Here is a 20,725-nt window from a genome sequence, read left to right on the forward strand (position 1 = left end):
CCGCACGTGAGTGGCGAAGCGTGCGGGAGCACACTTCGCCACTCACGTGCGGTGGTCGGGGTCGCGCTGTTTGGTGACGCCCTGGGCCCAGCGGTAGTCGGGCTTGCCGCTCGGGGTGCGCTGGACGGTGTCTTCCACCCACACCAGACGCGGAATCTTGTAGCCGGCCAGGCTCTGCCGCACGTGGTCCTCGAGTCCGGCGAAGTCGACGCCCCGACCGTCCCGCGCCTGCACGACCGCGGACACCCGGTGCCCCCACCGTTCGTCGGGGACGCCGACCACGATGGCGTCGTAGACGTCGCGGTAGGCCTTCACCGCGCTCTCGACCTCTTCGGCGAACACCTTCTCGCCGCCGGTGTTGATCACCATGTTGCCGCGGCCGAGCAGGGTGATCGATCCGTCGGCCTCGATCCGCGCGCGATCGCCGGTGACGACGACGGGTCGCCCGTCGACCTCCCGGAAGATCTCCCGGGTCTTATCCGGGTCGTTGTAGTAGCCGAGTGGGACGTACCCGCCCTTCGCGAACCAGCCGTCCTTCCCCGACCCCGGTTCGACGGGGACGTCGTTCTCGTCGATCACCAGGGCGTACCGGCCGGCGGGCACCCGGGGCCCGCCCACCTGCTTCTCCCCCTTGGTCGCGAAACCGATTCCGCCGAAACCCGTTTCCGACGCGCCGATCGAATCGGACACCAGCAGTCCCGGGAACGCGTCGAGAAAGGCGTCCTTGATCACCGGTGAGAACAGCGCGGCCCCCGATGCCACCACACCCAGGCTCGACGTGTCGGTGCGCGACGGCTGATGCGCCTCGATCAGCGGCCGACCCATCGCGTCGCCGGTGATGATGAGGATCTGCACCTTGTGCCGCTCGACGAGCTCCCACGTGCGGTCGGCGTCGAACTTCGATTCCAGCAGCACGGTGTTTCCACTGAACAGCGCCGTGAACGTCGGCATCATCGCGGCCGCGTGGATCAACGGCGGCAACGCGAACCACAGGGTCGAGTCCCCCTGCGACCCGACCCGCGACTGCTGGTACTCGTCGTCGATTGCCTCACCGGTGTAGAAGTCGAGACCGCCCGCGAGGACGCGCCAGATGGCCTCGTGCGTCCACACCACACCTTTGGGACGCCCCGTGGTGCCGCCGGTGTACATCATGAACAGGTCTTCGGAGCTGCGTTCGCCGAAGTCCCGGTCTCCGCTGCCGGACAGCGCCTCCTCGTACGGCACCGAGTCGCTGGGCACACCGGCGCCGCCGAGATCGTCCTCGACGACGACGGTGTGCCGGATCCTCGGCAGCGAGGGCAAGACCTCCGCGATGCGCGGCGAATAGATCCGATGATGGACCACGGCGTCGAGTTCCGCGTTGCCGTAGACGTAGGCGAGTTCGTCGCTGGTGTAGCGGAAGTTGATGTTGATCGGGACCGCGCGAATCTTGTACGCCGCCAGCAACGTCTCCATGGTCTCGATGGAGTTGTGCAGGTGCACGCCGATGTGCGAGCCGGCGGTCAGCCCAACCTCCAGGAAGTGGTGGGCCAGCCTGTTGGCGCGGTCCTCCAGTTCCCGGTAGGTGACGCGTCGGGCGCCGCAGATCAGCGCCACCCGTTCCGGCATCGCGTCGACGGAATGCTCGAAGAGGTCTGCAAGGTTGTAGGCCACGGGGGCGTCCTCTCTCAGACGACTGTGAGGGGTAGGGGTATTCCTCGATCGGTGAACGCGAAGTCGGCTCCGGTGCTGAACCGGGTGAGCGCCACCTCGGGTGCTTCCTTCGCGGGCGGCTCACCGGTCACGACCTCCACGGTCAGCGCCGTATCCGTCTCCTCGACCACCCGCGCCGCGAAGCGCGGCGACACCCCGCGCACGAGCGCATTCAGCGGCCCGAGGTGCTCGGCGTCGATCATGGACGGCCACGCCCCGTCCTCCCCGGCTCCGCAGTCGCGTCCGAGAGTCAGCAGCAGACGGTCGCCGAGGGTGATCGAGACGTCCACGTACTGATGGGGATTGAACGCCGGATGCACGGCGAGGACGACGGCGAGACCCTCGAGGTCCGCGGGCAGCCCGAGCGCGTTCCGGATCCGCTCCGACGTGAGGCCGGCGATGCCGGTGAGTTGCTTGCGGGCGATGTCGAGTGCGGCCGCCGCGTCGGTGCGGGCCCGCACCGCGAGCAGAAAACCGAGGGTCAGCAGGTGCTGCTGCAGGCACACCTCCTCAGCCATCCGGGTCAGAGCCGAATGGGAGAAGTCCGGGAACCGCAGGTCGTCGAGGAGCGCGCCCGCGTAGTCGTACCGCCCCGGCCCGACGGTGTCGATCGGCGACAACTCGACCGTCGCTGCCTGCGACTTCCCCACTGTCACCAGCCCTTCCGGAATCGGAGGTGGCACGTTGGTGTCGTCGATGGTGACCGTCCAGAGGCAGTGCGGTGTCCGGTCCGCAGGTCTGCGGGGCGGACGGTGCACGGGACGCACCTGCGCGTGCGGGTTGGTGGCCAGGGCGGTGGCGTCGAACGTCGGGTCCTCGATGTCGTGGCACATCGCCGTGACGTACTCGTCGCCCATCGGTTCGACGTCCATCAATGCGCCGCAGTGATCCAGCCAGAATTCGCCGTGATCGTGATCGGTGACGCGGTACCGGAAGTCCATGAACTGGGGCGGCGCACCGATGTCGAGCTGCAGACCCTTGAAGATCGTGACGACGCCGTCGCCCTCGAATCCCAGCGCGCGTTGCATCCGCCGCGTGTAGAGGGGGCTCGACGCCATCCACTCCTCGATCGCGACCTGCGTCATGCCCTCGCGACCGAACGCCCCGATCAGGTGCGGCATACCGGATCGATCGATGAGATGACCGCACAGGAGCAGTTCCGGCACGAGAATCGCGAGATCCGCGCGGGACAGATCGGCGAACGACACCGGAACCTTCACCGTACTCACCACAGCGGGACCGGGGCCTTGCCGACCGGATACCACCCCGGCAGCCGGCCGGACGTCGCGCGCTGGATCCGCGCGTTCATGCCGTCGGACATCGCGTTGTTCGTGATCATCTCGAGGAACAGGTTCGAGACGTTGCCGAAGTCGAAGAAGTCACGCTGCCAGGACCATTGGAAGTTTCCGCCGTACCGGAACCAGCTGCCGCCGATTCCGGTGACCTGATAGTGCGTGCCGTCGTCGCGGGTGCGTTCGGACACCTGCTTCCAGAATCCGATGACGTCGCCGCTGCGATCGTCGATGACGAACTGCTGGTACGGATACTCCCAGCCCTCGAGCCCGTCCATTTCCTGCCCGAGCGCCAGGTCGCGGATCTCGTCCCGGCCGACGGCCATGAAGTCGTCCTTCGGCCCGTAGTTCCATCCGTACGTGGCGTCCTCGGTGTACATCTCGGCCAGCGGCTTCCAGTCACCGAGGGATTCGCACCGCTTGTTCTCGTCCACCCAGCGCTGCACCATCTCGTCGAGCTCCGCACGATCGAACTGCACCATCAGCTATCTCCTTCAGAGTCGTCGTCCGCGAGGATCCGCAGGGCCTGGGTCGGGCAGAAACGCACGGCGCTCTCGACTTCCGCGCGCAGGTTCTCGGGTGGGTCGGTGTCGAGGATCTCGACCTTGCCGTGTTTCGGGACGACGAAGACGTCGGGTGCCTCCATCTCGCACACGGCATGACCCTGACACAGGTCGAGATCGGCTTCGACTTTCATCACGTGTTTCGCTTCCGGTACCTCACCGTGCACGGCTGCTGCAGCTGCACCACCATCTTGCTGTGATCGTTGCGGTACGTCTCGGAGGGTTGCGCCATCTCGAACTCCCAGTCCTGCAAGAGAATCGAGAAGATTGCCTTCAGCTGCATCAGCGCGAACGCGGCCCCGACGCAGCGGTGCCTGCCTGCGCCGAACGGAATCCAGGTCCAGCGGTTGACGATGTCTTCCTGGTTGGGGTCGATGTAACGTTCGGGATCGAACGTGTCCGGGTTCGGGAAGTCCTCGGCGATCCGGTTGGAGATCGCCGGTGTGGCCGCCACCAGGTCGTCCTCGGCGATCCGGTAGCCGCCGACCTCGAACTCGCCCCGCGCGACGCGCAACAGGATGATCAGCGGCGGGTGCAACCGCAGCGTCTCCTTCAGTACCGCTTCGAGCTTCGGGATCTGCCTCAGCGCCCCGAAACTGATGTCGGAGCCGTCCGAGTAGAGGTCGTCGAGTTCGGCGACCACCTGCTTCGCATAGTCCGGGTGCCGCAGCAGCTCGATCAGGGTCCAGGCCGCGGTGCCGGAGGTGGTGTGGTGCCCGGCGAACATCATCGAGATGAACATGCCGGTGATCTCGTCCGCGGTGAAGCGCTCGTTGCCGTCCTCGTCCTTGATCGAGACGAGCACGTCGAGCATGTCCCGGTCCTCCTTGCCCTGGGGAGGGTTCTCGATGCGCCCGTTCATGATCTCCTGGACGAGGGCCACCAACTGCACCCTCGCCTCGTCCCGTCGGCGGAAGCTCTCGATCGGGGCGTAGGCGTCGACATATGCGATGGGGTCGGTGCCCTGCTCGAGCTCGTGGTAGAGGTGCGCGAACCGGCCGTCGAGTTGCTCCCGGAACTTCGTGCCGATCAGGCAGGCCGAGGACGTGTAAATGGTCAGCTCCGCGAAGAATTCGAGGAGATCGATCTCGCCCTCGTCGCCCCACTGCGCCACCATGCGGTCGACCTCGTGGGCGATCGTCGCGGCGTGGCCCTTCATCTGCTCGCCGCGCAGCGCCTGGTTGTGCAGCATCTCCTTGCGACGCTCGGGGCTCGCGTCGAACACGACGCCCTCGCCGAAGATCGGTTTCATGAACGGGTAGGCGGCCTGCTGGTCGAGGTCCTCGTCGGTGGAGCGGAAGAAGAATTCGTTGGCCTCGGCGCCGGACAGCAGCACCACCTTCTTGTCCGCGAGCTGGAAGACGCCGACGTTGCCGCACTCCTCCCGGACACGGCGCATCAGCGCGATCGGGTCGGTGCGCAATTCTTCGAGGTGTCCGTGCTCGTGCTCACCGCCGGACACACGTTGCGGGGTAGCCAGGTTCATTCTCCATCCTTTCGCAGGGGCGCCTCGGGCTGCACCTCGATCAGCACCATGTGTGCGCCGCGGGGCGCACTGACGGTGGCGACGACGGCGTCGGCGATCGCGGAGGCGCGCAGGAAGTACGAGTGCCGGGCGAATCCCCATTTCGCCCAGTCTTCGAGGACGGGTCCGATGACCTCCTCGGTGGTGTTCATCCCCATGGATGTCTGGGTGGGGCCCGGACGCACGACCGACGCCCGGACGCCGGTGCCTTCCAGTTCCATTCGCATCTGCCTGCCCATCATCTCGACGCCGGCCTTCGCGGCGTTGTAGGCGCCCATCCGCGGCCGAGGAGTGTCGGCGCAATCGGATCCGATCAGGACGAAGTCTCCGCGGCGGCGTTCGATCATGCCGGGAAGGATGCGGTGCGCGAGACGCTGCGCGCCGACCAGATGGACGTCGACCTGTCCCAGGAACTGGTCGGGGTCCATCTCGTGCGCGACGGAGAACTCCAGGTCGCCGGCCCCCGACAAGGCGATCTCGGTCGGGCCGAGCGCCTCTTCCGCCGCCGTAACGAATTCGTCGACGGATGCGGTGTCGGTGACGTCGAGGTAGTGCGCGAACGCTTCTCCCCCGTTGCTGCGGATCTTCTCCGCGATCTCCTCGCATTCGGCCACCCGGCGGGCCCCGAGCGCGACGGGATGACCGGCGTCGGCCAGCGCATAGGCGGTCGCCGTGCCGATGCCCGAAGACGCCCCGGCGACGATCGACGGGCGGCGCTGCGGGTTGGGCTCGAACCTAGGCATCGCGGACCTGCACTTTCATGGGGAGGGTGGCGAAACCGCGCACGTTGGTCGAGTGGACGCGCACACTGTTCGCCTCGTCGATGTCGTAGTCGTCGATGCGGGAGACGAGTTCGGTGAGGGCGATCCGCGCTTCGAGCCGCGCCATGTGGGCGCCGAGGCAGAAGTGGGTGCCGCCGCCGAAGCTCGCGAGCTTGTTGGACGTGTCCCGGCCGATCCGGTATTCGTCGGCGTCCTCGAACACCGCCGAGTCGCGGTTCGCGGAGCCGATGAGGATCAGCACCTTGTCGCCGGCGGGAATCGTCCGGTCGTGGAAGTCCAGGTCGACGGACGCCGTCCGCGCGACCATCTGACTGGACGTGTCGAAACGCAGGGTCTCCTCCACCCACTCCGGCACGCGACTCGCATCCTCGAACACGTGCCGAGCCTGGCCCGGATAGCGGAAACCCCAGTACAGCGCGTTGCCGAGCAATTTGGTGGTGGTCTCGTTGCCCGCCACCACCATCAGGAACATGAACGCGATGATCTCGTCGTCGGTGAGCCGGTCGCCGTCGATCTCCGCCTCGAGCAGGGCGGACGTGAGGTCCTCGGTCGGCTTCCTGCGCCGCTCGGCCAGCATGTCGGCGTAGTAGCCGACGAGGTAGAGCGACGCCTCCATCGCGGCGTGGGGCACGTCGAGGACGCCCTCCTCGCGGTGCACCACCAGGTCGGCGAGCCGCCGGAGTTCGACGCGGTCGGCCTCCGGCACCCCCATCAGTTCCGAGATCACGTCCATTGGGAGCTTGCCGGCGAACTCGCCGATCCAGTCGAACTCGCCCGCCGCGAGCGCCGGGTCGAGGTATTGCCGGGTCAGATCCAGGATCCGCCCCTCGAGTTCGTTCACCCGTCTCGGGGTGAAGCCGCGGGATACCAGCTGCCGCATCCGCATGTGCCGCGGATCGTCCAGCGCGAGAAAGGACATCGTCTTGTGGGCGTGCGGACCGTAGGCCGCCGGGTCGAGCGACACCCCGTTCGCGCTCGACAGGCGCTGGTTGTCGCGGAACGCCGCGACGACGTCCTCGTGCCGGGACAACGCCCAGAAGTCGAGTTCCTCGTTGTAGTAGAGGGGTGCTTCTTCCCGCAGTCTTCGATACGTGACGTACGGATCTTCGTGGAAGCCATAGTCGTACGGGTTGAACGTCACCGGATTGTGTGACACCCCGGGCATCGAGGCTGCGGTCATGGCATCTACTCCAGAATCAGCTTGGCGGAAGTTTCGAGTCGATCGGCGAATTGGGCGTAGGACCCGTATCCCATTCCGGCGCGGACCAGGCCGCCGGCGTACAGCAGCTCCAGCGCCTCGAGGACGTCGGGATCGTGGCCGTCGCCCAGTGCGGTGGCGAGGCGGTCGCGGATCTCCAGCCCGATGCGGGCGCGGAGGTGTTCCACGTCGGGGTCGCGGCCGAGCAGCGCGTTGGTGACGGCCCCGGCGAGTTCGGGTTCGTCCGCCACCAGGAGAGCGATGTGGCGGAGCACGGCGACCACGCGTCCGGTGCGGTCGAGTCCCTCGTCCACCGGCTGCGGTGAGGCGGCGAGGCGCCGCCAGAAGACCTCGGCGACGAGGTGCTCCTTGGACGAGAAGTACGTGTAGGCCGTCGCGGGCGCGACCCCGGCGATGCCGGCCACCGAGCGGACGGTGAGTCCGGCGAATCCCTCTTCACGCAGTACTTCGACTGCCGCTTTGGTGAGGCGGTCGACGGTGTCGGCCTGCTTCTCGGTCAGACGGCGGCGGGTGGACTCGAAATTCATACTACTGGACACGTGTCTGGACGCTACTACAGTTACCGTCGGCTGGCAACGAAAATCGGGCTCTCACACCGGACTGCGTGGGTGAATTCGCACGGGCATCGTCTTGATGCCGCTGATGAAATTCGACCGCAGCCGGACCACCGGCCCGGTCGGTTCCACGCGGTCGATCCGCGCGGCGAGCGTCTCGAACAGGATCTTCAATTCGAGCCGCGCCAGGTGGGCGCCGAGGCAGAAGTGCACCCCGCTACCGCCGAACGCGATCTGCGGGTTGGGGCTCCGGCCGATGTCGAACCGGTACGGCTCGTCGAAGACATCCTCGTCCCGGTTGGCGCTCGGGTAGTAGATCACCACCTTGTCGCCTGCCCTGACCAACTGATCGCCGATGTACGCGTCCCGGGTGGCGGTGCGCCGGAAGTCCATCACCGGGGTCACCCATCGGAGGATCTCCTCCACCGCGCTCGCAGCCAGTTCCGGCTCGGACTGCAGTCGTCGCCACTGGTCGGGATGGTCGATGAAGGCCTGCATCCCGCCGGCGGTCGCGTTGCGCGTCGTTTCGTTCCCCGCCACCACGAGCAGCACGAAGAACATGTTGAATTCCATCTCGGTGAGCGTGTCGCCGTTCTCGTCCGGCTGCACGAGCTTGGTGACGATGTCGTCGCGAGGCTCGACGCGGCGTTGCGCCGCAAGCTCGTTGGCGTACAGGAAGATCTCGGCCGCGGCCATTTCCCCGTCCGCCTGGGTGGTGCCGTACTCGGGGTCGTCGAAGCCGATCATCCGGTTGGACCAGTCGTACAGCCTGTCCACGTCCCCGGCCGGCGCACCCAGCAGCGCCGCGATGACCTCGAGCGGCAACGGCGCCGCCGCCTCCGGAACGAAGTCGACGTCGCGCGCCTCGAGCAGCCGATCGACGATCCGGGCACAGATGTCGCGAATGTGACCCTCGAGCACTTTGACTGTGCGCGGGGTGAATCCACGGCTGACGAGCTGTCGCAGCCGGGTGTGGTCGGGTGGGTCGAGGTTGACGAGCATGGCGGCCTGCTTCGCTCGGGTCTGCTCGTCGAAATCGTCGATCTGGGTGGTGCCCACCGCCGACGAGAACGTCGCGCTGTCGCGGGACACGGCGACGACGTCGGCATGCTTGGACACCGCCCAGAACCCGGTGCCGCTCTCCTCGGGCTGCCAATATACGGGTTCGCTCGCGCGCAGATGGTCGAAGAACGCGTAGGGGACCCCTTCCGCGTAGACGTCGGGGGATTTGAGATCAATCCGAGACGCGGTCATACACTGCTCCTCGATCGATAAACGAATGGGATGCGTCTTAAACTACACACTTTCATTTGTAATGGAAGCCCTTATGCTGGGCCCATGGCGAAAGGGCAGAACGGACCGATCCGACGTCGCACACTCACGCGGGACAAGGTCGTGGATGCCGCGATCGAGATCATCGACGAACTCGGCTGGGAGCCGCTGTCGATGACGAGCCTCTCCGCCCGGCTGAACGTCGTCACCGCGTCGCTCTACAACCACGTCCGCAACCTCGACGACATCCGCGGCGCAGTCCAGGTGCGCACCATGGCGGAACTCGGTGCACACCTGCGCGAGATCGCCATGGGCCGAACCGGTCCCGACGGCCTCCGCGCACTCGTCGACGCGCACCGCGTCTGGGCCACCGAGCATCCGCATCGGTATCAGACGCTGACCACCAGCCCCGTCGACCGGGACGCTTTCATCTCCGCCGCACTGGACGCCAACACGGCACTGCGCACGATGCTCGCGTCGTGCGGACTGCCGCCCGAGGACACCCTCGACGCGGCCGTCAGCATCTTCGCCGCCATGCACGGCTTCGTCATGCTGGTGAACACCGACTTCCTCGGCGACGAGCTGGATCTGGACTCGATCTACGAATCGGTGCTGCGCGGAGCACTGTCCACCGTCGGATGGCCGGAGCGAACGCACACCCCGTCCTGAAAGGCCACCACCCCTACTGTCACCGTTCTCAGGCCCAGGCGTCAGAAGGGTTCGGCCGCCACGTCGAGATCGCCCAGATCACCACCACGTCGAGCGCGATGATGAGCACCGACCACCACGGGTAGTGCGGCAGCCATAGGAAATTGGCCACGATCGAGATCGCAGCGATCACGATCGCCGACACCCGGGCCCACGCGGCGCCGGTGAACAACGCGAGGCCGGTCACCGCGACCACCGCACCCAGCACGAGATGGATCCAGCCCCAGACCGTGAAGTCGAACTTGTAGAGGTACTCCACCCCCACCACGAACTCCTCGTTCTCATAGACCGCGGCGAGCCCTTGGAAGAACTGCAGGAGTCCGACGGTGACCATGATGACCGCTGCACCCATCACGGTCCCCGCCGCGACGCCCTGTTTGACCGACGAACCTTCGGACATGACGCCCCTTCCTCGCCGCAACCCACTGCCGGGTGCATTCATTGTCCGCCGATTCGGTGTGCGTTCGCGTCGAAACCGCGGGGTTTCCCACCCACCTGGAATCCAAATGTTCCGGTCGAGAAGGCCACCGGACACAGCCGGCGAGACTGTTCGGTTGCCGCGAATCCCTCGCGCGCCCTGGTGCTCGGTACGTCGGAGGGCGATGACCCTGTCCCCTAGCCCGCCGTCACGTGGAGAGGCGACACTGGCGGTGACCGAGAGGGGTGCCCGTGCCCCGGCCGCTCCGCTCGGTCCACAACTGCGCACCGAAAGTAAACGAACCGAATCGAATCGAGGCGATACCGGGCGACGGCATCACTCGAATTCGGGGGCCCGCCCACCGCCCCACAACTGCTCTGTGAGGTCCTGGAAGCACACGAACGTGACGGGGTCATCCTTCCTGCACAACACCGACCTGCTCACCGCTGCACGCACAACGAAACCTTCGCGATGGGCGAGTTCGATTACCTTTCCCGCAAAGTCCCGCAGCAATGCCACCGATGCGGGGCCGCCCGGCGACGACGCCGGAACGACCACGTCCGCGACCGAGCACCCGGCGAACCAGTGCTCGGGGTACCCCAGCATCCGCTCGAGTGCCGGGTTGGCATGCACAATCACCCCCTCTTCATCGACAGCGAGGGCGGGAACCGGAAGCCGCTCGAGCAACCTCAGTGCCGGAAGCTGCTCCAAATAGCCCAGCGCGCTGTTCGGGTCCGACCGTCGCCTGTCCCTACCCGGCCCTGCCGACGCCCACCTCCGTCTCCCCCAGCGGAGCAACACATCGAACCGCGCAAGACCGAACAGTGGAGGCAACGTCGATCGTCGGCCAGATCGTCGAATTATCGTTGCCCGCGATCGTCCGTCACCAGCACATTCACCAGGAGGACACTGTCGAACAATTTTGGTGCAAAACAACATACATTCTCTCCGTGCGTGCTGCCGATACATAGTGCTCGGCTATCCGCGGACCTCTGCGTCAGCTTCATCGGGCCGCTTTCACCCAGGCACAAGTCGATTACACGAGCCGCTTTCCGCCGCCAGAGCGACGTGATTACCGAAGTCGTTGCGCTCGTGTTATTTTCGATCTTGATCCGTACGCAGCGTCGCCCGCCGCGTACGCCGGGACGATTTCACTCGCCCGTGCGGGCCGCGGGTTCTGCCGATGTAGGCGTCGAGTTCCCGCGGCGTGATGCATTCCATGGTAGCGGCACGGAATCCGAAAGACTTATCCCTACGGGACGTAGGGCTGCTCATTCCGGGACATGTCGCCGGCCGCCTACGACGAAGTCTCGGCCCATGTGATGCCGGACAAATTCAATCACGCTCACAGTGCCCGGAACCCACCAACTCCGCTAGCTCGTCGAGCGACCACGGCGGCTCGGTCTCGTGGTCGCGGTAGGCCAGCAGAGTCGGATCCGGCCGGTCGAACCTGCCGACGAAGCACCCTGATCCGGCGAAGATCCCGCCGGTGATTCCGGCGGCGAGGTCGCTCGCCAGGAACACGTAGAGCCGGGCGACGTAGTCCGCGGGCGCCGGATGCAGCGAGCCGTAGCGCGTTGCGTCGTCGAGCATGCCCCGCCTGTGCAGTTCCTCGATGCGCTGCTCGTACTCCGCGCCCACAGACAGTCGGGTCTTCGCGCCGGGACACACCACGTTGGCGCGGACGCCGGACTCGGCCAGTTCGGCCGCGATGGCGAGGGTCAGACTGTTGACCGCTCCCTTGCCGGCGGGATATCCGGTTCCGCCGTAGTCGCCGAGGAACGCGAACGAACTCGTGTTCACGATCGCTCCGCGCCCCCGTTCCGCCATCAGGGGCGCCGCGGCCCGGCACGTGCGGAACGTCGCCGTCAGGTGCGCATCGACGAGTTCGCGCCACTGCTCGTCGGTGACAGTGAGGATGGACGACCCGGCAGGCTCCGCGACGCCGGCGCAGTTGATCAGCACGTCCACCTGGCCGAACACACATTCCGCGGCGTCGACCAGGGCCTCCGCGACGCCGTCGGCGGCGGCCGAACCAGCCACCGCGATCGCCCGGCCACCGCCGAGCACGATCTCGTCGGCCACCTTCTCCGCCGCGTCCGGATCACGGCCGTTGACCACCACACCGGCTCCCTCGGCCGCGAGAGCGTGCGCGACCGCACGGCCGATCCCCCGGCTCGAGCCGGTGACGACGGCGCCTCGCCCGTCCAGCCGTCTCTCGTCGCGTGAATTCATCGCACCTCCGGCAACTCGTCATTGCGGCATCCAGTTGTTCAAACTATAGTCCAGACACATGTCCAGTTTTCAGAGATCGCTGTGACACTCACCCGATTCGGAAGCGAAAATCCATGACTCTGCGCCCCACCGACAGCTCTGCTCTCCTGATCGACGGCAAACTGATTCCCGGTTCCGGCGGCACGTTCGAGGTGATCAACCCGGCCACCGAGGAGGTACTCGGGAGAGCCGCCGACGCCACGGCGTCCGACATGGACGCCGCGATCGCCGCGGCCCGGCGGGCCTTCGACGACACCACGTGGTCCCGCGACCACGTCTTCCGCGCCCGCTGCCTGCGGCAGCTGCGCGACGTGCTGCAATCCCACATCGAGGAACTGCGCGACATCACCATCGCCGAAGTCGGCGCCCCCGCCTTCCTCACCAGCGGACCCCAACTCGAAGGCCCGGTCGCCGACCTCGGGTATTTCGCGGACCTCGCCGAAAGCTATTCCTGGGAACAGGATCTGGGCATCGCCGAACCGATGGGCATCAAGACCCGCCGACGCGTCCTCAAGGAGGCCGTCGGCGTGGTCGGAGCCATCACGCCGTGGAACTTCCCGCACCAGATCAACTTCGCCAAGATCGGCCCCGCACTCGCGGCCGGCAACACGGTGGTCCTCAAGCCCGCGCCCGACACCCCCTGGTGCGCCGCCCTCGTCGGGCACCTGATCGCCGAGGAGACCGACCTCCCGGCCGGTGTGGTCAACATCGTCACGTCGAGCGACCACTCCCTCGGCGCTCAGCTCTCCACCGACCCCCGCGTGGACCTCGTGTCCTTCACCGGGTCGACCGCCACGGGCAAGGCCGTGATGGCGGCGGCGTCCGAATCGTTGAAGAAGGTGTTCCTCGAACTCGGCGGCAAATCGGCGTTCATCGTGCTCGACGACGCCGACCTCGCCGGCGCGTGCGGGGTCGCCGCGTTCACCGTCTCCACCCATGCGGGGCAGGGTTGCGCCATCACCACCCGGCTACTCGTTCCCCGCGAGAAGTACGACGAGGCGGTCGAGGCCACGGCCCGGACGCTCAGCGGACTGCACGCGGGCGATCCCACGAAATCCGGCACCATCTGCGGTCCCCTCATCTCCGCGCGGCAACGCGCCCGCGTCGAGGACTACCTGCGACTCGCGCGGGAAGAGGGCGGCACGATCGTCGTCGGTGGCGGCCGCCCGGCCGATCGGGACCGCGGATTCTTCGTCGAACCCACCCTGATCACCGGCCTCGACAACACCGCCCGGGTGTCGCGGGAAGAGATCTTCGGACCCGTGCTGGTGATCATTCCCCACGACGGCGACGAGGACGCGATCAGCATCGCCAACGACTCGCCGTACGGGCTGTCCGGGTCGGTGTGGGGCACGGACCCCGCACGTGTGAAGCGAGTGGTCGACGGCGTGCGCACCGGGACACTCAGCGTCAACGGTGGTGTCTGGTATTCCGCCGACGCGCCGTTCGGCGGCTACAAGCAGTCCGGAATCGGCCGCGAGATGGGTGTGGCCGGGTTCGAGGAATACCTGGAAACCAAGCTGGTCGCGGAACCGGCCCAATAGTAGAGGGAGTCAATCGATATGGGACGTTTCGACGGGAAGACCGCCATCGTCACCGGTGCCGCGCAGGGCATCGGCGAGGGCTACGCGCGCGCCCTCGCGCGCGAGGGCGCCAACGTGGTGGTGGCCGATCTCAATGCGGAGCTCGGCGAGACCGTGGCCAAGCAGATCAGCGCGGACGGCGGGACCGCGGTGTTCAAGGACGTCGACGTCGCCGACGAGGACTCGGCGAAGCAACTCGCCGAGTTCACGGTCGAGAAGTTCGGCGGCATCGACCATCTCGTGAACAACGCCGCGATCTACGGCGGCATGAAACTCGACCTCCTCATCACCGTGCCGTGGGACTACTACAAGAAGTTCATGGCCGTGAACCTCGACGGCGCCCTCAACGTGACCCGCGCGGTGTGGCCGCACATGAACAGCGGCGGTGGCGGCTCGATCGTCAACCAGTCGTCCACGGCCGCCTGGCTGTACTCCGGTTTCTACGGGCTCGCGAAAGTCGGGATCAACGGCCTCACCCAGCAACTCGCCCACGAGGTGGGCGGCATGAACATCCGGGTCAACGCCATCGCGCCCGGACCGATCGACACCGAAGCCACCCGTACCGTCACGCCGGGAAATATGGTGGCAGACATGGTCAAGACGTTGCCGCTGAAGCGGATGGGCACCCCCGACGACCTCGTCGGCGCCTGCCTGTTCCTGCTCTCCGACGAGGCCAGCTGGATCACCGGGCAGATCTTCAACGTCGACGGCGGACAGATCTTCAGATCATGACCACGACCGAGCAGGTGTCCGTCGGCTACATCGGCCTCGGCAACATGGGTGCGCCCATGGCGAAGCGGCTGCTGGACCGCCCCGGCGGACTCATCGTGTGCGACACCCGGCCGGAGGCGCTGGAACCGTTCGGCAAGGCGGGCGCGAAGGTGACGTCGAGTCCGCGGGAGGTGGCGGAGAACGCGGACGTCATCTCCGTGACCGTGCTGAACGACGAGCAGGTGCGCGCGGTCGTCACACAGATCCTCGACGCCGCGCGGCCGGGAACCGTCGTGGCGGTGCATTCCACCATCAGCGACGTCACGGCCGTCGAACTCGCCGACCGCTGCCGGGCGCACGGCGTCGACCTGATCGACGCGCCCGTCAGCGGCGGTGCACCCGGCGCGCACAAGGGGAAGCTCGCGGTGATGGTCGGGGCGAGCGAGGACGCGTTCGAGAAGGTGCGGGAGCCGTTCGGGCACTGGGCCGAACTCGTCGTGCACGCCGGAGACGTGGGCGCGGGTACGCGGATGAAGCTGGCCCGCAACCTGCTGCACTTCGTCTCGTTCACGGCTGCCGCCGAGGCGCAGCGGCTCGCCGAGGCCGCCGGTCTCGACATCACCGAACTCGGCAAGGTCGTCCGGCACACCGACGCGATCACCGGTGGTGCCGGAGCGATCATGCTCCGCGACACCACCGACGCTCTCGACGAGAACGACAACTGGTACCCGATCATGACCCACGTCCGGGACCTCGGGGAGAAGGATCTGTCGCTGGCGATCGGGCTCGGCGAACGACTCGACGTCGCGCTGCCGCTCGCACGACTCGCGCTCACGGGCCTGGGACCGGGGCTCGGCGTCGACAGCACCGTGGACAAGAAGGAGCAACCATGACCGACGACACCCGCACCCGTGGACTGGCCATGATGGAGAAGGTCTACGGATTCGAGATGCAGGACGGACCCGGCGCGCATTTCGCCGTCACCGCCGACCACCTGTTCGCCGACATCTGGTCGCGGCCCGGGCTGAGCATCCGCGACCGCCGGCTTCTCCTCCTCGGTGCCCTCACCGCGCAGGGGCTCGTCGACGTCGCCGAGATCCAGGTGGGGGCGGCCCTCCACAACGAGGAACTGGACGAGGACCAACTCCGGGAGATCGCCCTGTTCCTGTGCCACTACGTGGGCTGGCCGTTGGGGACGAAACTCGACTCGATGATCGGCGGGGTGCTACACAAGCGGAAGAAAGCGGCCAGAGCGGCCGCCCCGGACGCAGAGGCCACATGAGCACCGAACACCTGACACCAGAGCTTCTCCGACTCGCCGACTCCACCCCCGGCTTCATGCCGGAGGACGAGGGGACCGCCCTGCACGAGGCCGCGATGCAGTACCTGACCCCCGGCGGGGTGGGCGTCGAGATCGGCACGTACTGCGGCCGCTCCACGATCTATCTCGGGGCGGCGGCGAGAGCACGGGGCGCCCGCATCGTCACCATCGATCACCATCACGGTTCCGAGGAACATCAGCCCGGCTGGGAGTACCACGAACCGGCGTTCGTCGACCCGCACACCGGTCTGCTCGACACGGTCGGCCGGTTCCGGCACACGATGGCCGATTCCGGACTCGAGGAGTACGTCGTGGGTGTGCTGGGCCGGTCGTCGACGGTGGCGACGTTCTGGCGCACTCCCGTGAACTTCGTGTTCATCGACGGCGGCCACACGTCGGAAGCGGCATCGGCGGATCTCGAGGGGTGGGCGCCGTGGGTGAACGTCGGCGGCGCCCTGGTGATCCACGACGTGTTCCCGGACCCCGCGGACGGCGGACGACCGCCGTTCGAGATCTACGAACGGGCCCTGGGGACAGGGCAATTCAAGGAGACGTCCGTCACCGGGTCGCTGCGCGTTCTCGAGCGGGTGGGCGGTCAGACGGGCGAACCGCTGGCGTGACAGTAGTCGCCGCAGCGGTCGAGGCCGATCGGTAGTCCCACGGGCAGCGCCGCGTCCCGGAAGATTCCGTGTCCGGGCGTGGTGCGGGACAGCGCGTCCGCGGCGAGGATCATCGCCCCGCCCGTCCACGTGGTCTGTTCGACCGGCCACCGCTTGCCGTCGCTGTAGACGAGACCCGTCCAGTACGAGCCGTCCGGATCCCGCAGGTGCTGCATGGCGGCGAACTGTGCGAGCGCGCGGCTGTGTTCCCCCATCGCGTCGAGCGCCAGCACCAGTTCGCACGTTTCGGCGCCGGTCACCCACGGCCGGTGGTCCACGCAGCGGATGCCGAGTCCCTCGACCACGAAGTCGTCCCACCGCGACGCGATGCGATCCGACGCGACCTCACCGCGGACAGCGCCCCCGAGGATCGGGTAGTACCAGTCCATCGAGTACTCGTCCTTGATCGCGAACGCCTCCGGGTGCTGCCTGATCGCATGGCCCAGCGTGTATTTCGCGAACTCCCATTCCGGCTGCGGGTCGTCGACCAACCGGGCGAGGAGGAGCCCGCAGTGCAGGCTGTGATGAATGCTGGAGTTCCCCGTGAGCAGTGCCTCGGGGCAGTCCTGACCGTTCTCGCCGCGGGCCCACCAGATTTCGCCGCTCGACGACTGCATGTCGACGACGAAATCGAGACCGCCCTGCACGGACGGCCACAGGGCGTCGACGAAATCCCGATCACCGGTGATCAGATAGTGGTGCCACACCCCCACCGCGAGGTAGGCGCAGAAGTTGCTGTCGGAGTCGTGATTCTCCACGGCCCCGTCGCGAAACTTCATCGGCCACGAACCGTCCGATCGTTGCGTGCGCCGCGACCACTCGTACGCGCCCTCCGCCTCGTCGATCAGGCCGGCGGCGGTGAGGGCCATAGCGGATTCGACGTGATCCCACGGGTCGGTGTGCCCACCGGGAAACCACGGCAGCGCCCCCGACGACTCCTGCGCTGCCGCGATCGACCGTGCTGTCTGCCTGACCTGGCTCTCCGACAACACGTTCGGTACCGACGGGACGCCGGCGGCTCTCACCGCGGCGCCTTCACCACGCTCGGTTCCCTCGGCTTCTCGAGGTAGAGCACGACGCTCTTGCCGACCACGGGGTTGAGGACCTTCTCGGCGGTGCGCGTGAGCCAGGGGGCTTTCATCATGTCCCACACCAGAACCTGGTGATAGGCCTTCGCGAGGGGGTTGTCGTTGTTCTCCACCCCCACCGCGCACTTGAGCCACCAGTACGGCGAATGCAGGGCGTGGGCGTGATCCCGTCCCCGGACCTCCAGACCGGCGGCCGTCAGCTTCTCCGCCAGCTCGTCGGCGCGGTAGATGCGGACGTGGCCACCCTCCACCTCGTGGTACGCGTCGGACAGCGCCCAGCAGATCTTCTCCGGCAGCCACCGCGGAACAGTCACGGCCGCAACACCACCCGGCTTGAGAATGCGGGTCAGCTCGGCGATGGCCCGGCCGTCGCGGGGCACGTGTTCGAGGACCTCGGAGATGAGGACCACGTCGAACGTCGCATCCTCGTACGGCAGGTTCAGCGCGTCGCCGACCTCCACCCGAGCCGAGGCGCCCGCCGGGACCTCACCGACCTCGGCCATCGCCACGAACATCTTCTCGACGTCCGCGAGTTCGTCGGCATTCTGGTCGAAGGCGATGACGTCGGCGCCGCGTCGATACAGCTCGAACGAGTGCCGCCCGGCGCCCGCCCCGATGTCGATCACCTTGTCGCCGGGCTTCACACCCAGCCGGTCGAAGTCCACGGTCAGCACGGTCGGCCTCCTTGACGGGTCTGCGCTATCGCATCGGCATAGGTCTGCGCGGTTCTCGCGGCCACGGCGGCCCAGCTGTAGCGCTCGAGCACGCGTCGACGGCCACCGTCACCGAGCCGGGCCCGGCGCTGCGGATCGTCGAGTAACGCGCCCAGCACGTCCGCGAGTTCCTGGGGGTCGCCGGGTGTCACGAGCACACACGCCTCCTCGTCCGTTCCCACCACCTCGGGAATGGCGCCGGCGCGGCTCGCCACCAGCGGGGTGCCGCACGCCATCGCCTCGACGGCGGGCAACGAGAAGCCCTCGTACAGCGACGGGACGCACGCGACGTCGGCCGACGCCAGCAAAGACGCGAGTTCGGCGTCGTCGATACCCGACACCGTCCGGACGACGTCGCCGATGGCCAGCTCCTCGATGAGCTTCTCCGTCACTCCCCCAGGCGCGAGCTTGGTGACCAGCACCAGTTCGACGGCGCGCTCGGTGTGCACCTTCGCGACCGCCTCGAGGAGCGTCGACACGCCCTTGAGGGGCATGTCGGCGCTGGCGACGCACACGATGCGGCCCGGGACCCGCGCGGTGACCGGGGGTCGGAAAATCTCGGTGTCGACGCCCAGCGGGATGGTCTGCAGGTTGTCGGCGGGAACGTCGAAGGCCGCGCTGATGTCGTCGGCGGAGGACTGCGACACCGTCACCAGCGCGGGGATGGCACGCGCCACCCGCTTCTGCATGCGCAGGAAGCCGTACCAGCGCCGGACCGTCACCTGACGCCACCACTTCGCCGACGCCAGGTCCAGTTCGCGGTCGCGGGTGATCGGATGGTGGATCGTCGCGACGACCGGAAGTCCGGCCTTCTGGAGTTGCAGCAGCCCGTAGCCGAGACATTGGTTGTCGTGCACCACGTCGAACTCGTCGGCGCGCTCCTTCAGCAGTCGCGCGGCACGGAGGCTGAACGTGAGCGGTTCCGGGAAACCGGCCGTCCACATCGTCGCGACCTCGAGCACGTCCACGGCGTCGCGGAACTCGCGTGGGTGCGGCGTTCTGAACGGATCCGGCTCGCGATACAGGTCGAGGCTGGGGACCTTCGTCAGAGTCACCCGCGGGTCGACGTCGGGGTACGGCTGCCCCGAGAACACCTCGACCTGATGGCCGAGTTCGACCAGCTCACGACTGAGATGGCGTACGTACACACCCTGCCCACCACAGTGGGGCTTGCTTCGATACGACAAGAGTGCGATGCGCACGGACTTCGGCCTCTCCTCGAGCAGTTGGCAAGCAATACTAGAACACGTTCTTACTCGGGGTGTGCCCTCATCCCATCCAACCGCACTCACTCACCCCACCGCGGTCGACTCGCGCAATCCCTCGAGTTTTCCGGACAGACGCCCCAGATACGCCAGGACGTCCTCCTCGCTGCGGTCGGGCAGTCCGTACACGACCTCGGTGACGCCGAGGTCCTTCCACCGACGCAACTTGTCCACGTCCGGCTTGCCGTCGAGCACGACGATCCGTGGTTCGCCGTCCCGGCCGACCTCTCGCCACATCCGTCGCAGCGTGGCGACGCGGTCGTCGATGTCCTGCTCGATCGGAGTGGTCATCCACCCGTCGGCCGACTTCACGATCCACCGGAAGTTCTTGTCGTTACCGGCGGCGCCGACGATCACCGGAGGCACCCGGGCCGGCTTGGGCCACGCCCAGCTCGGACCGAATTTCACGAACTCGCCGTCGTAGGACGCCTCGTCCTGCGTCCACAGCGCACGCATCGCCTCGAGGTACTCGCGCAGCATCGTCCGGCGCCGTCCCGGCGGGACATTGTGATCGGTGAGCTCGTCCAGATTCCACCCGTACCCCACGCCGAGGGTCACCCGTCCGCCGCTGAGGTGGTCGAGCGAGGCGATCGTCTTGGCCAGCGTGATCGGGTCGTGCTCGACCGGCAGCGCCACCGACGTCCCCAGCTCGATCCGCTCGGTGACCGCCGATGCCGACGCCAGCGCCACCCACGGGTCCAGGGTGCGCATGTACCGGTCGTCGGGCAGCGACGCGTCACCCGTCTGAGGATGCGCCGCATCGCGTTTCACCGGAATGTGCGTGTGCTCGGGCACGTAGAACGAGTCGAATCCGTTGGCCTCTGCACCCCTCGCGGCCGAGGCCGGCCCGATCCCGCGGTCACTCGTAAACAACGTTATGCCGAATTTCACGAATTCTCCTTGGCCGAGAGCCTTTTCCTTCCTGCACCCTAACTTCTGGACACCTGTTTATCAATGTGTCCAAACACCACTCCAGTTCTCCGCGCAGCCGGACGAACGGGACGCTCGTTCGATCTGAGGCAACGAGCGTCCCGTTCGTCCGGCGCAGGTGAGTGGCAATGCGTGCCCCGGCACACGTCGCCACTC

General features: G+C 67.1%; 22 protein-coding genes. 6 read left to right on the forward strand and 16 right to left on the reverse strand.

Translation table 11 applies throughout. The features are described 5' to 3' along the window. Positions 1 to 42: 42 nt before the first annotated feature. The 9 genes from OYT95_RS13375 to OYT95_RS13415 form a co-directional block, all read right to left on the reverse strand. Positions 43 to 1,653, reverse strand: a complete 1,611-nt coding sequence (locus OYT95_RS13375; protein ID WP_128639998.1) for an acyl-CoA synthetase — start codon at positions 1,651 to 1,653, stop codon at positions 43 to 45. A gap of 14 nt (positions 1,654 to 1,667) precedes the next feature. Continuing rightward, positions 1,668 to 2,924, reverse strand: a complete 1,257-nt coding sequence (locus tag OYT95_RS13380; protein WP_268791679.1) for a hypothetical protein — start codon at positions 2,922 to 2,924, stop codon at positions 1,668 to 1,670. Next, positions 2,918 to 3,466 (reverse strand): nuclear transport factor 2 family protein, encoded by a 549-nt coding sequence (locus tag OYT95_RS13385; protein WP_268791680.1) that lies wholly within the window; start codon positions 3,464 to 3,466, stop codon positions 2,918 to 2,920. Before OYT95_RS13385 ends, OYT95_RS13380 begins: the two co-directional genes overlap by 7 nt. After that, complete coding sequence (locus OYT95_RS13390; protein WP_005244574.1) at positions 3,466 to 3,681, reverse strand: ferredoxin; 216 nt, start codon at positions 3,679 to 3,681, stop codon at positions 3,466 to 3,468. Before OYT95_RS13390 ends, OYT95_RS13385 begins: the two co-directional genes overlap by 1 nt. After that, positions 3,681 to 5,033, reverse strand: a complete 1,353-nt coding sequence (locus tag OYT95_RS13395) for a cytochrome P450 (protein ID WP_268791681.1) — start codon at positions 5,031 to 5,033, stop codon at positions 3,681 to 3,683. The genes OYT95_RS13390 and OYT95_RS13395 overlap by 1 nt, the downstream gene beginning before the upstream one ends. After that, complete coding sequence (locus tag OYT95_RS13400) at positions 5,030 to 5,815, reverse strand: SDR family oxidoreductase (protein WP_268791682.1); 786 nt, start codon at positions 5,813 to 5,815, stop codon at positions 5,030 to 5,032. Before OYT95_RS13400 ends, OYT95_RS13395 begins: the two co-directional genes overlap by 4 nt. After that, positions 5,808 to 7,034: a cytochrome P450 gene (locus OYT95_RS13405; RefSeq protein WP_112299684.1), complete on the reverse strand. Its 1,227-nt coding sequence runs from the start codon at positions 7,032 to 7,034 to the stop codon at positions 5,808 to 5,810. The genes OYT95_RS13400 and OYT95_RS13405 overlap by 8 nt, the downstream gene beginning before the upstream one ends. 5 nt (positions 7,035 to 7,039) lie before the next feature. Next, on the reverse strand, positions 7,040 to 7,600 hold the full coding sequence (locus tag OYT95_RS13410) for a TetR/AcrR family transcriptional regulator (RefSeq protein WP_007300914.1): 561 nt from the start codon (positions 7,598 to 7,600) through the stop codon (positions 7,040 to 7,042). Positions 7,601 to 7,663: 63 nt separating this feature from the next. Then, positions 7,664 to 8,881, reverse strand: a complete 1,218-nt coding sequence (locus OYT95_RS13415) for a cytochrome P450 (RefSeq protein WP_268791683.1) — start codon at positions 8,879 to 8,881, stop codon at positions 7,664 to 7,666. Positions 8,882 to 8,965: 84 nt separating this feature from the next. Here OYT95_RS13415 and OYT95_RS13420 point away from each other — a divergent pair, with 84 nt between their 5' ends. Continuing rightward, positions 8,966 to 9,568, forward strand: a complete 603-nt coding sequence (locus tag OYT95_RS13420) for a TetR/AcrR family transcriptional regulator (RefSeq protein WP_037241659.1) — start codon at positions 8,966 to 8,968, stop codon at positions 9,566 to 9,568. A 28-nt stretch (positions 9,569 to 9,596) separates the two neighbouring features. Here OYT95_RS13420 and OYT95_RS13425 read toward each other — a convergent pair whose 3' ends face one another. The 3 genes from OYT95_RS13425 to OYT95_RS13435 form a co-directional block, all read right to left on the reverse strand. Next, positions 9,597 to 10,007, reverse strand: coding sequence for a DUF7144 family membrane protein (locus OYT95_RS13425; RefSeq protein ID WP_112299681.1), 411 nt, complete (start codon positions 10,005 to 10,007; stop codon positions 9,597 to 9,599). A gap of 354 nt (positions 10,008 to 10,361) precedes the next feature. Continuing rightward, the gene (locus tag OYT95_RS13430) at positions 10,362 to 10,826 is read right to left on the reverse strand and encodes a PAS domain-containing protein (protein ID WP_235214747.1); all 465 of its coding nucleotides are present in this window, start codon (positions 10,824 to 10,826) and stop codon (positions 10,362 to 10,364) included. A 534-nt stretch (positions 10,827 to 11,360) separates the two neighbouring features. Continuing rightward, complete coding sequence (locus OYT95_RS13435) at positions 11,361 to 12,260, reverse strand: SDR family NAD(P)-dependent oxidoreductase (protein ID WP_268791684.1); 900 nt, start codon at positions 12,258 to 12,260, stop codon at positions 11,361 to 11,363. Between the two features lie 113 nt (positions 12,261 to 12,373). On the opposite strand from OYT95_RS13435, the gene OYT95_RS13440 reads away from it, so the two are divergent. From OYT95_RS13440 to OYT95_RS13460, 5 genes are read left to right on the forward strand one after another with little or no spacing between them, the layout of a single operon-like run. Then, positions 12,374 to 13,843, forward strand: a complete 1,470-nt coding sequence (locus tag OYT95_RS13440) for an aldehyde dehydrogenase (RefSeq protein WP_268791685.1) — start codon at positions 12,374 to 12,376, stop codon at positions 13,841 to 13,843. A gap of 18 nt (positions 13,844 to 13,861) precedes the next feature. Further along, the gene (locus OYT95_RS13445; protein ID WP_268791686.1) at positions 13,862 to 14,614 is read left to right on the forward strand and encodes an SDR family oxidoreductase; all 753 of its coding nucleotides are present in this window, start codon (positions 13,862 to 13,864) and stop codon (positions 14,612 to 14,614) included. After that, on the forward strand, positions 14,611 to 15,486 hold the full coding sequence (locus OYT95_RS13450; RefSeq protein ID WP_268791687.1) for an NAD(P)-dependent oxidoreductase: 876 nt from the start codon (positions 14,611 to 14,613) through the stop codon (positions 15,484 to 15,486). Before OYT95_RS13445 ends, OYT95_RS13450 begins: the two co-directional genes overlap by 4 nt. Beyond that, positions 15,483 to 15,875 carry a carboxymuconolactone decarboxylase family protein gene (locus OYT95_RS13455; protein WP_005244588.1) on the forward strand — a complete coding sequence of 131 codons (393 nt, stop codon included), beginning with the start codon at positions 15,483 to 15,485 and terminating at the stop codon, positions 15,873 to 15,875. The genes OYT95_RS13450 and OYT95_RS13455 overlap by 4 nt, the downstream gene beginning before the upstream one ends. Next, positions 15,872 to 16,534: a class I SAM-dependent methyltransferase gene (locus OYT95_RS13460; RefSeq protein ID WP_037241669.1), complete on the forward strand. Its 663-nt coding sequence runs from the start codon at positions 15,872 to 15,874 to the stop codon at positions 16,532 to 16,534. The genes OYT95_RS13455 and OYT95_RS13460 overlap by 4 nt, the downstream gene beginning before the upstream one ends. On the opposite strand, the gene OYT95_RS13465 is transcribed toward OYT95_RS13460, so the two are convergent. The 4 genes from OYT95_RS13465 to OYT95_RS13480 all read right to left on the reverse strand — a co-directional run bounded on the left by OYT95_RS13465 (position 16,510) and on the right by OYT95_RS13480 (position 20,530). Then, on the reverse strand, positions 16,510 to 17,598 hold the full coding sequence (locus OYT95_RS13465) for a prenyltransferase (protein ID WP_268791688.1): 1,089 nt from the start codon (positions 17,596 to 17,598) through the stop codon (positions 16,510 to 16,512). The two genes, OYT95_RS13460 and OYT95_RS13465, sit on opposite strands and share 25 nt — an antisense overlap. Further along, complete coding sequence (locus tag OYT95_RS13470; RefSeq protein ID WP_037241675.1) at positions 17,595 to 18,335, reverse strand: class I SAM-dependent methyltransferase; 741 nt, start codon at positions 18,333 to 18,335, stop codon at positions 17,595 to 17,597. The genes OYT95_RS13465 and OYT95_RS13470 overlap by 4 nt, the downstream gene beginning before the upstream one ends. Continuing rightward, positions 18,329 to 19,576, reverse strand: a complete 1,248-nt coding sequence (locus tag OYT95_RS13475; RefSeq protein ID WP_037241678.1) for a glycosyltransferase family 4 protein — start codon at positions 19,574 to 19,576, stop codon at positions 18,329 to 18,331. Before OYT95_RS13475 ends, OYT95_RS13470 begins: the two co-directional genes overlap by 7 nt. Positions 19,577 to 19,666: 90 nt before the next feature. Then, positions 19,667 to 20,530 carry an LLM class F420-dependent oxidoreductase gene (locus tag OYT95_RS13480; RefSeq protein WP_112299675.1) on the reverse strand — a complete coding sequence of 288 codons (864 nt, stop codon included), beginning with the start codon at positions 20,528 to 20,530 and terminating at the stop codon, positions 19,667 to 19,669. Positions 20,531 to 20,725 lie beyond the last annotated feature (195 nt).

Source organism: Rhodococcus sp. JS3073 (genome assembly GCF_026810085.1).
Lineage (GTDB): Bacteria > Actinomycetota > Actinomycetes > Mycobacteriales > Mycobacteriaceae > Rhodococcus_F > Rhodococcus_F wratislaviensis.

Bases quoted from the DNA above. Each gene is read 5' to 3' on its own strand.
- OYT95_RS13385 (WP_268791680.1), bottom strand. From the start codon at position 3,466: ATGGTGCAGTTCGATCGTGCGGAGCTCGACGAGATGGTGCAGCGCTGG.
- OYT95_RS13390 (WP_005244574.1), bottom strand. From the start codon at position 3,681: ATGAAAGTCGAAGCCGATCTCGACCTGTGTCAGGGTCATGCCGTGTGC.
- OYT95_RS13395 (WP_268791681.1), bottom strand. From the start codon at position 5,033: ATGAACCTGGCTACCCCGCAACGTGTGTCCGGCGGTGAGCACGAGCAC.
- OYT95_RS13400 (WP_268791682.1), bottom strand. From the start codon at position 5,815: ATGCCTAGGTTCGAGCCCAACCCGCAGCGCCGCCCGTCGATCGTCGCC.
- OYT95_RS13405 (WP_112299684.1), bottom strand. From the start codon at position 7,034: ATGACCGCAGCCTCGATGCCCGGGGTGTCACACAATCCGGTGACGTTC.
- OYT95_RS13410 (WP_007300914.1), bottom strand. From the start codon at position 7,600: ATGAATTTCGAGTCCACCCGCCGCCGTCTGACCGAGAAGCAGGCCGAC.
- OYT95_RS13415 (WP_268791683.1), bottom strand. From the start codon at position 8,881: ATGACCGCGTCTCGGATTGATCTCAAATCCCCCGACGTCTACGCGGAA.
- OYT95_RS13420 (WP_037241659.1), top strand. From the start codon at position 8,966: ATGGCGAAAGGGCAGAACGGACCGATCCGACGTCGCACACTCACGCGG.
- OYT95_RS13425 (WP_112299681.1), bottom strand. From the start codon at position 10,007: ATGTCCGAAGGTTCGTCGGTCAAACAGGGCGTCGCGGCGGGGACCGTG.
- OYT95_RS13435 (WP_268791684.1), bottom strand. From the start codon at position 12,260: ATGAATTCACGCGACGAGAGACGGCTGGACGGGCGAGGCGCCGTCGTC.
- OYT95_RS13440 (WP_268791685.1), top strand. From the start codon at position 12,374: ATGACTCTGCGCCCCACCGACAGCTCTGCTCTCCTGATCGACGGCAAA.
- OYT95_RS13445 (WP_268791686.1), top strand. From the start codon at position 13,862: ATGGGACGTTTCGACGGGAAGACCGCCATCGTCACCGGTGCCGCGCAG.
- OYT95_RS13450 (WP_268791687.1), top strand. From the start codon at position 14,611: ATGACCACGACCGAGCAGGTGTCCGTCGGCTACATCGGCCTCGGCAAC.
- OYT95_RS13455 (WP_005244588.1), top strand. From the start codon at position 15,483: ATGACCGACGACACCCGCACCCGTGGACTGGCCATGATGGAGAAGGTC.
- OYT95_RS13460 (WP_037241669.1), top strand. From the start codon at position 15,872: ATGAGCACCGAACACCTGACACCAGAGCTTCTCCGACTCGCCGACTCC.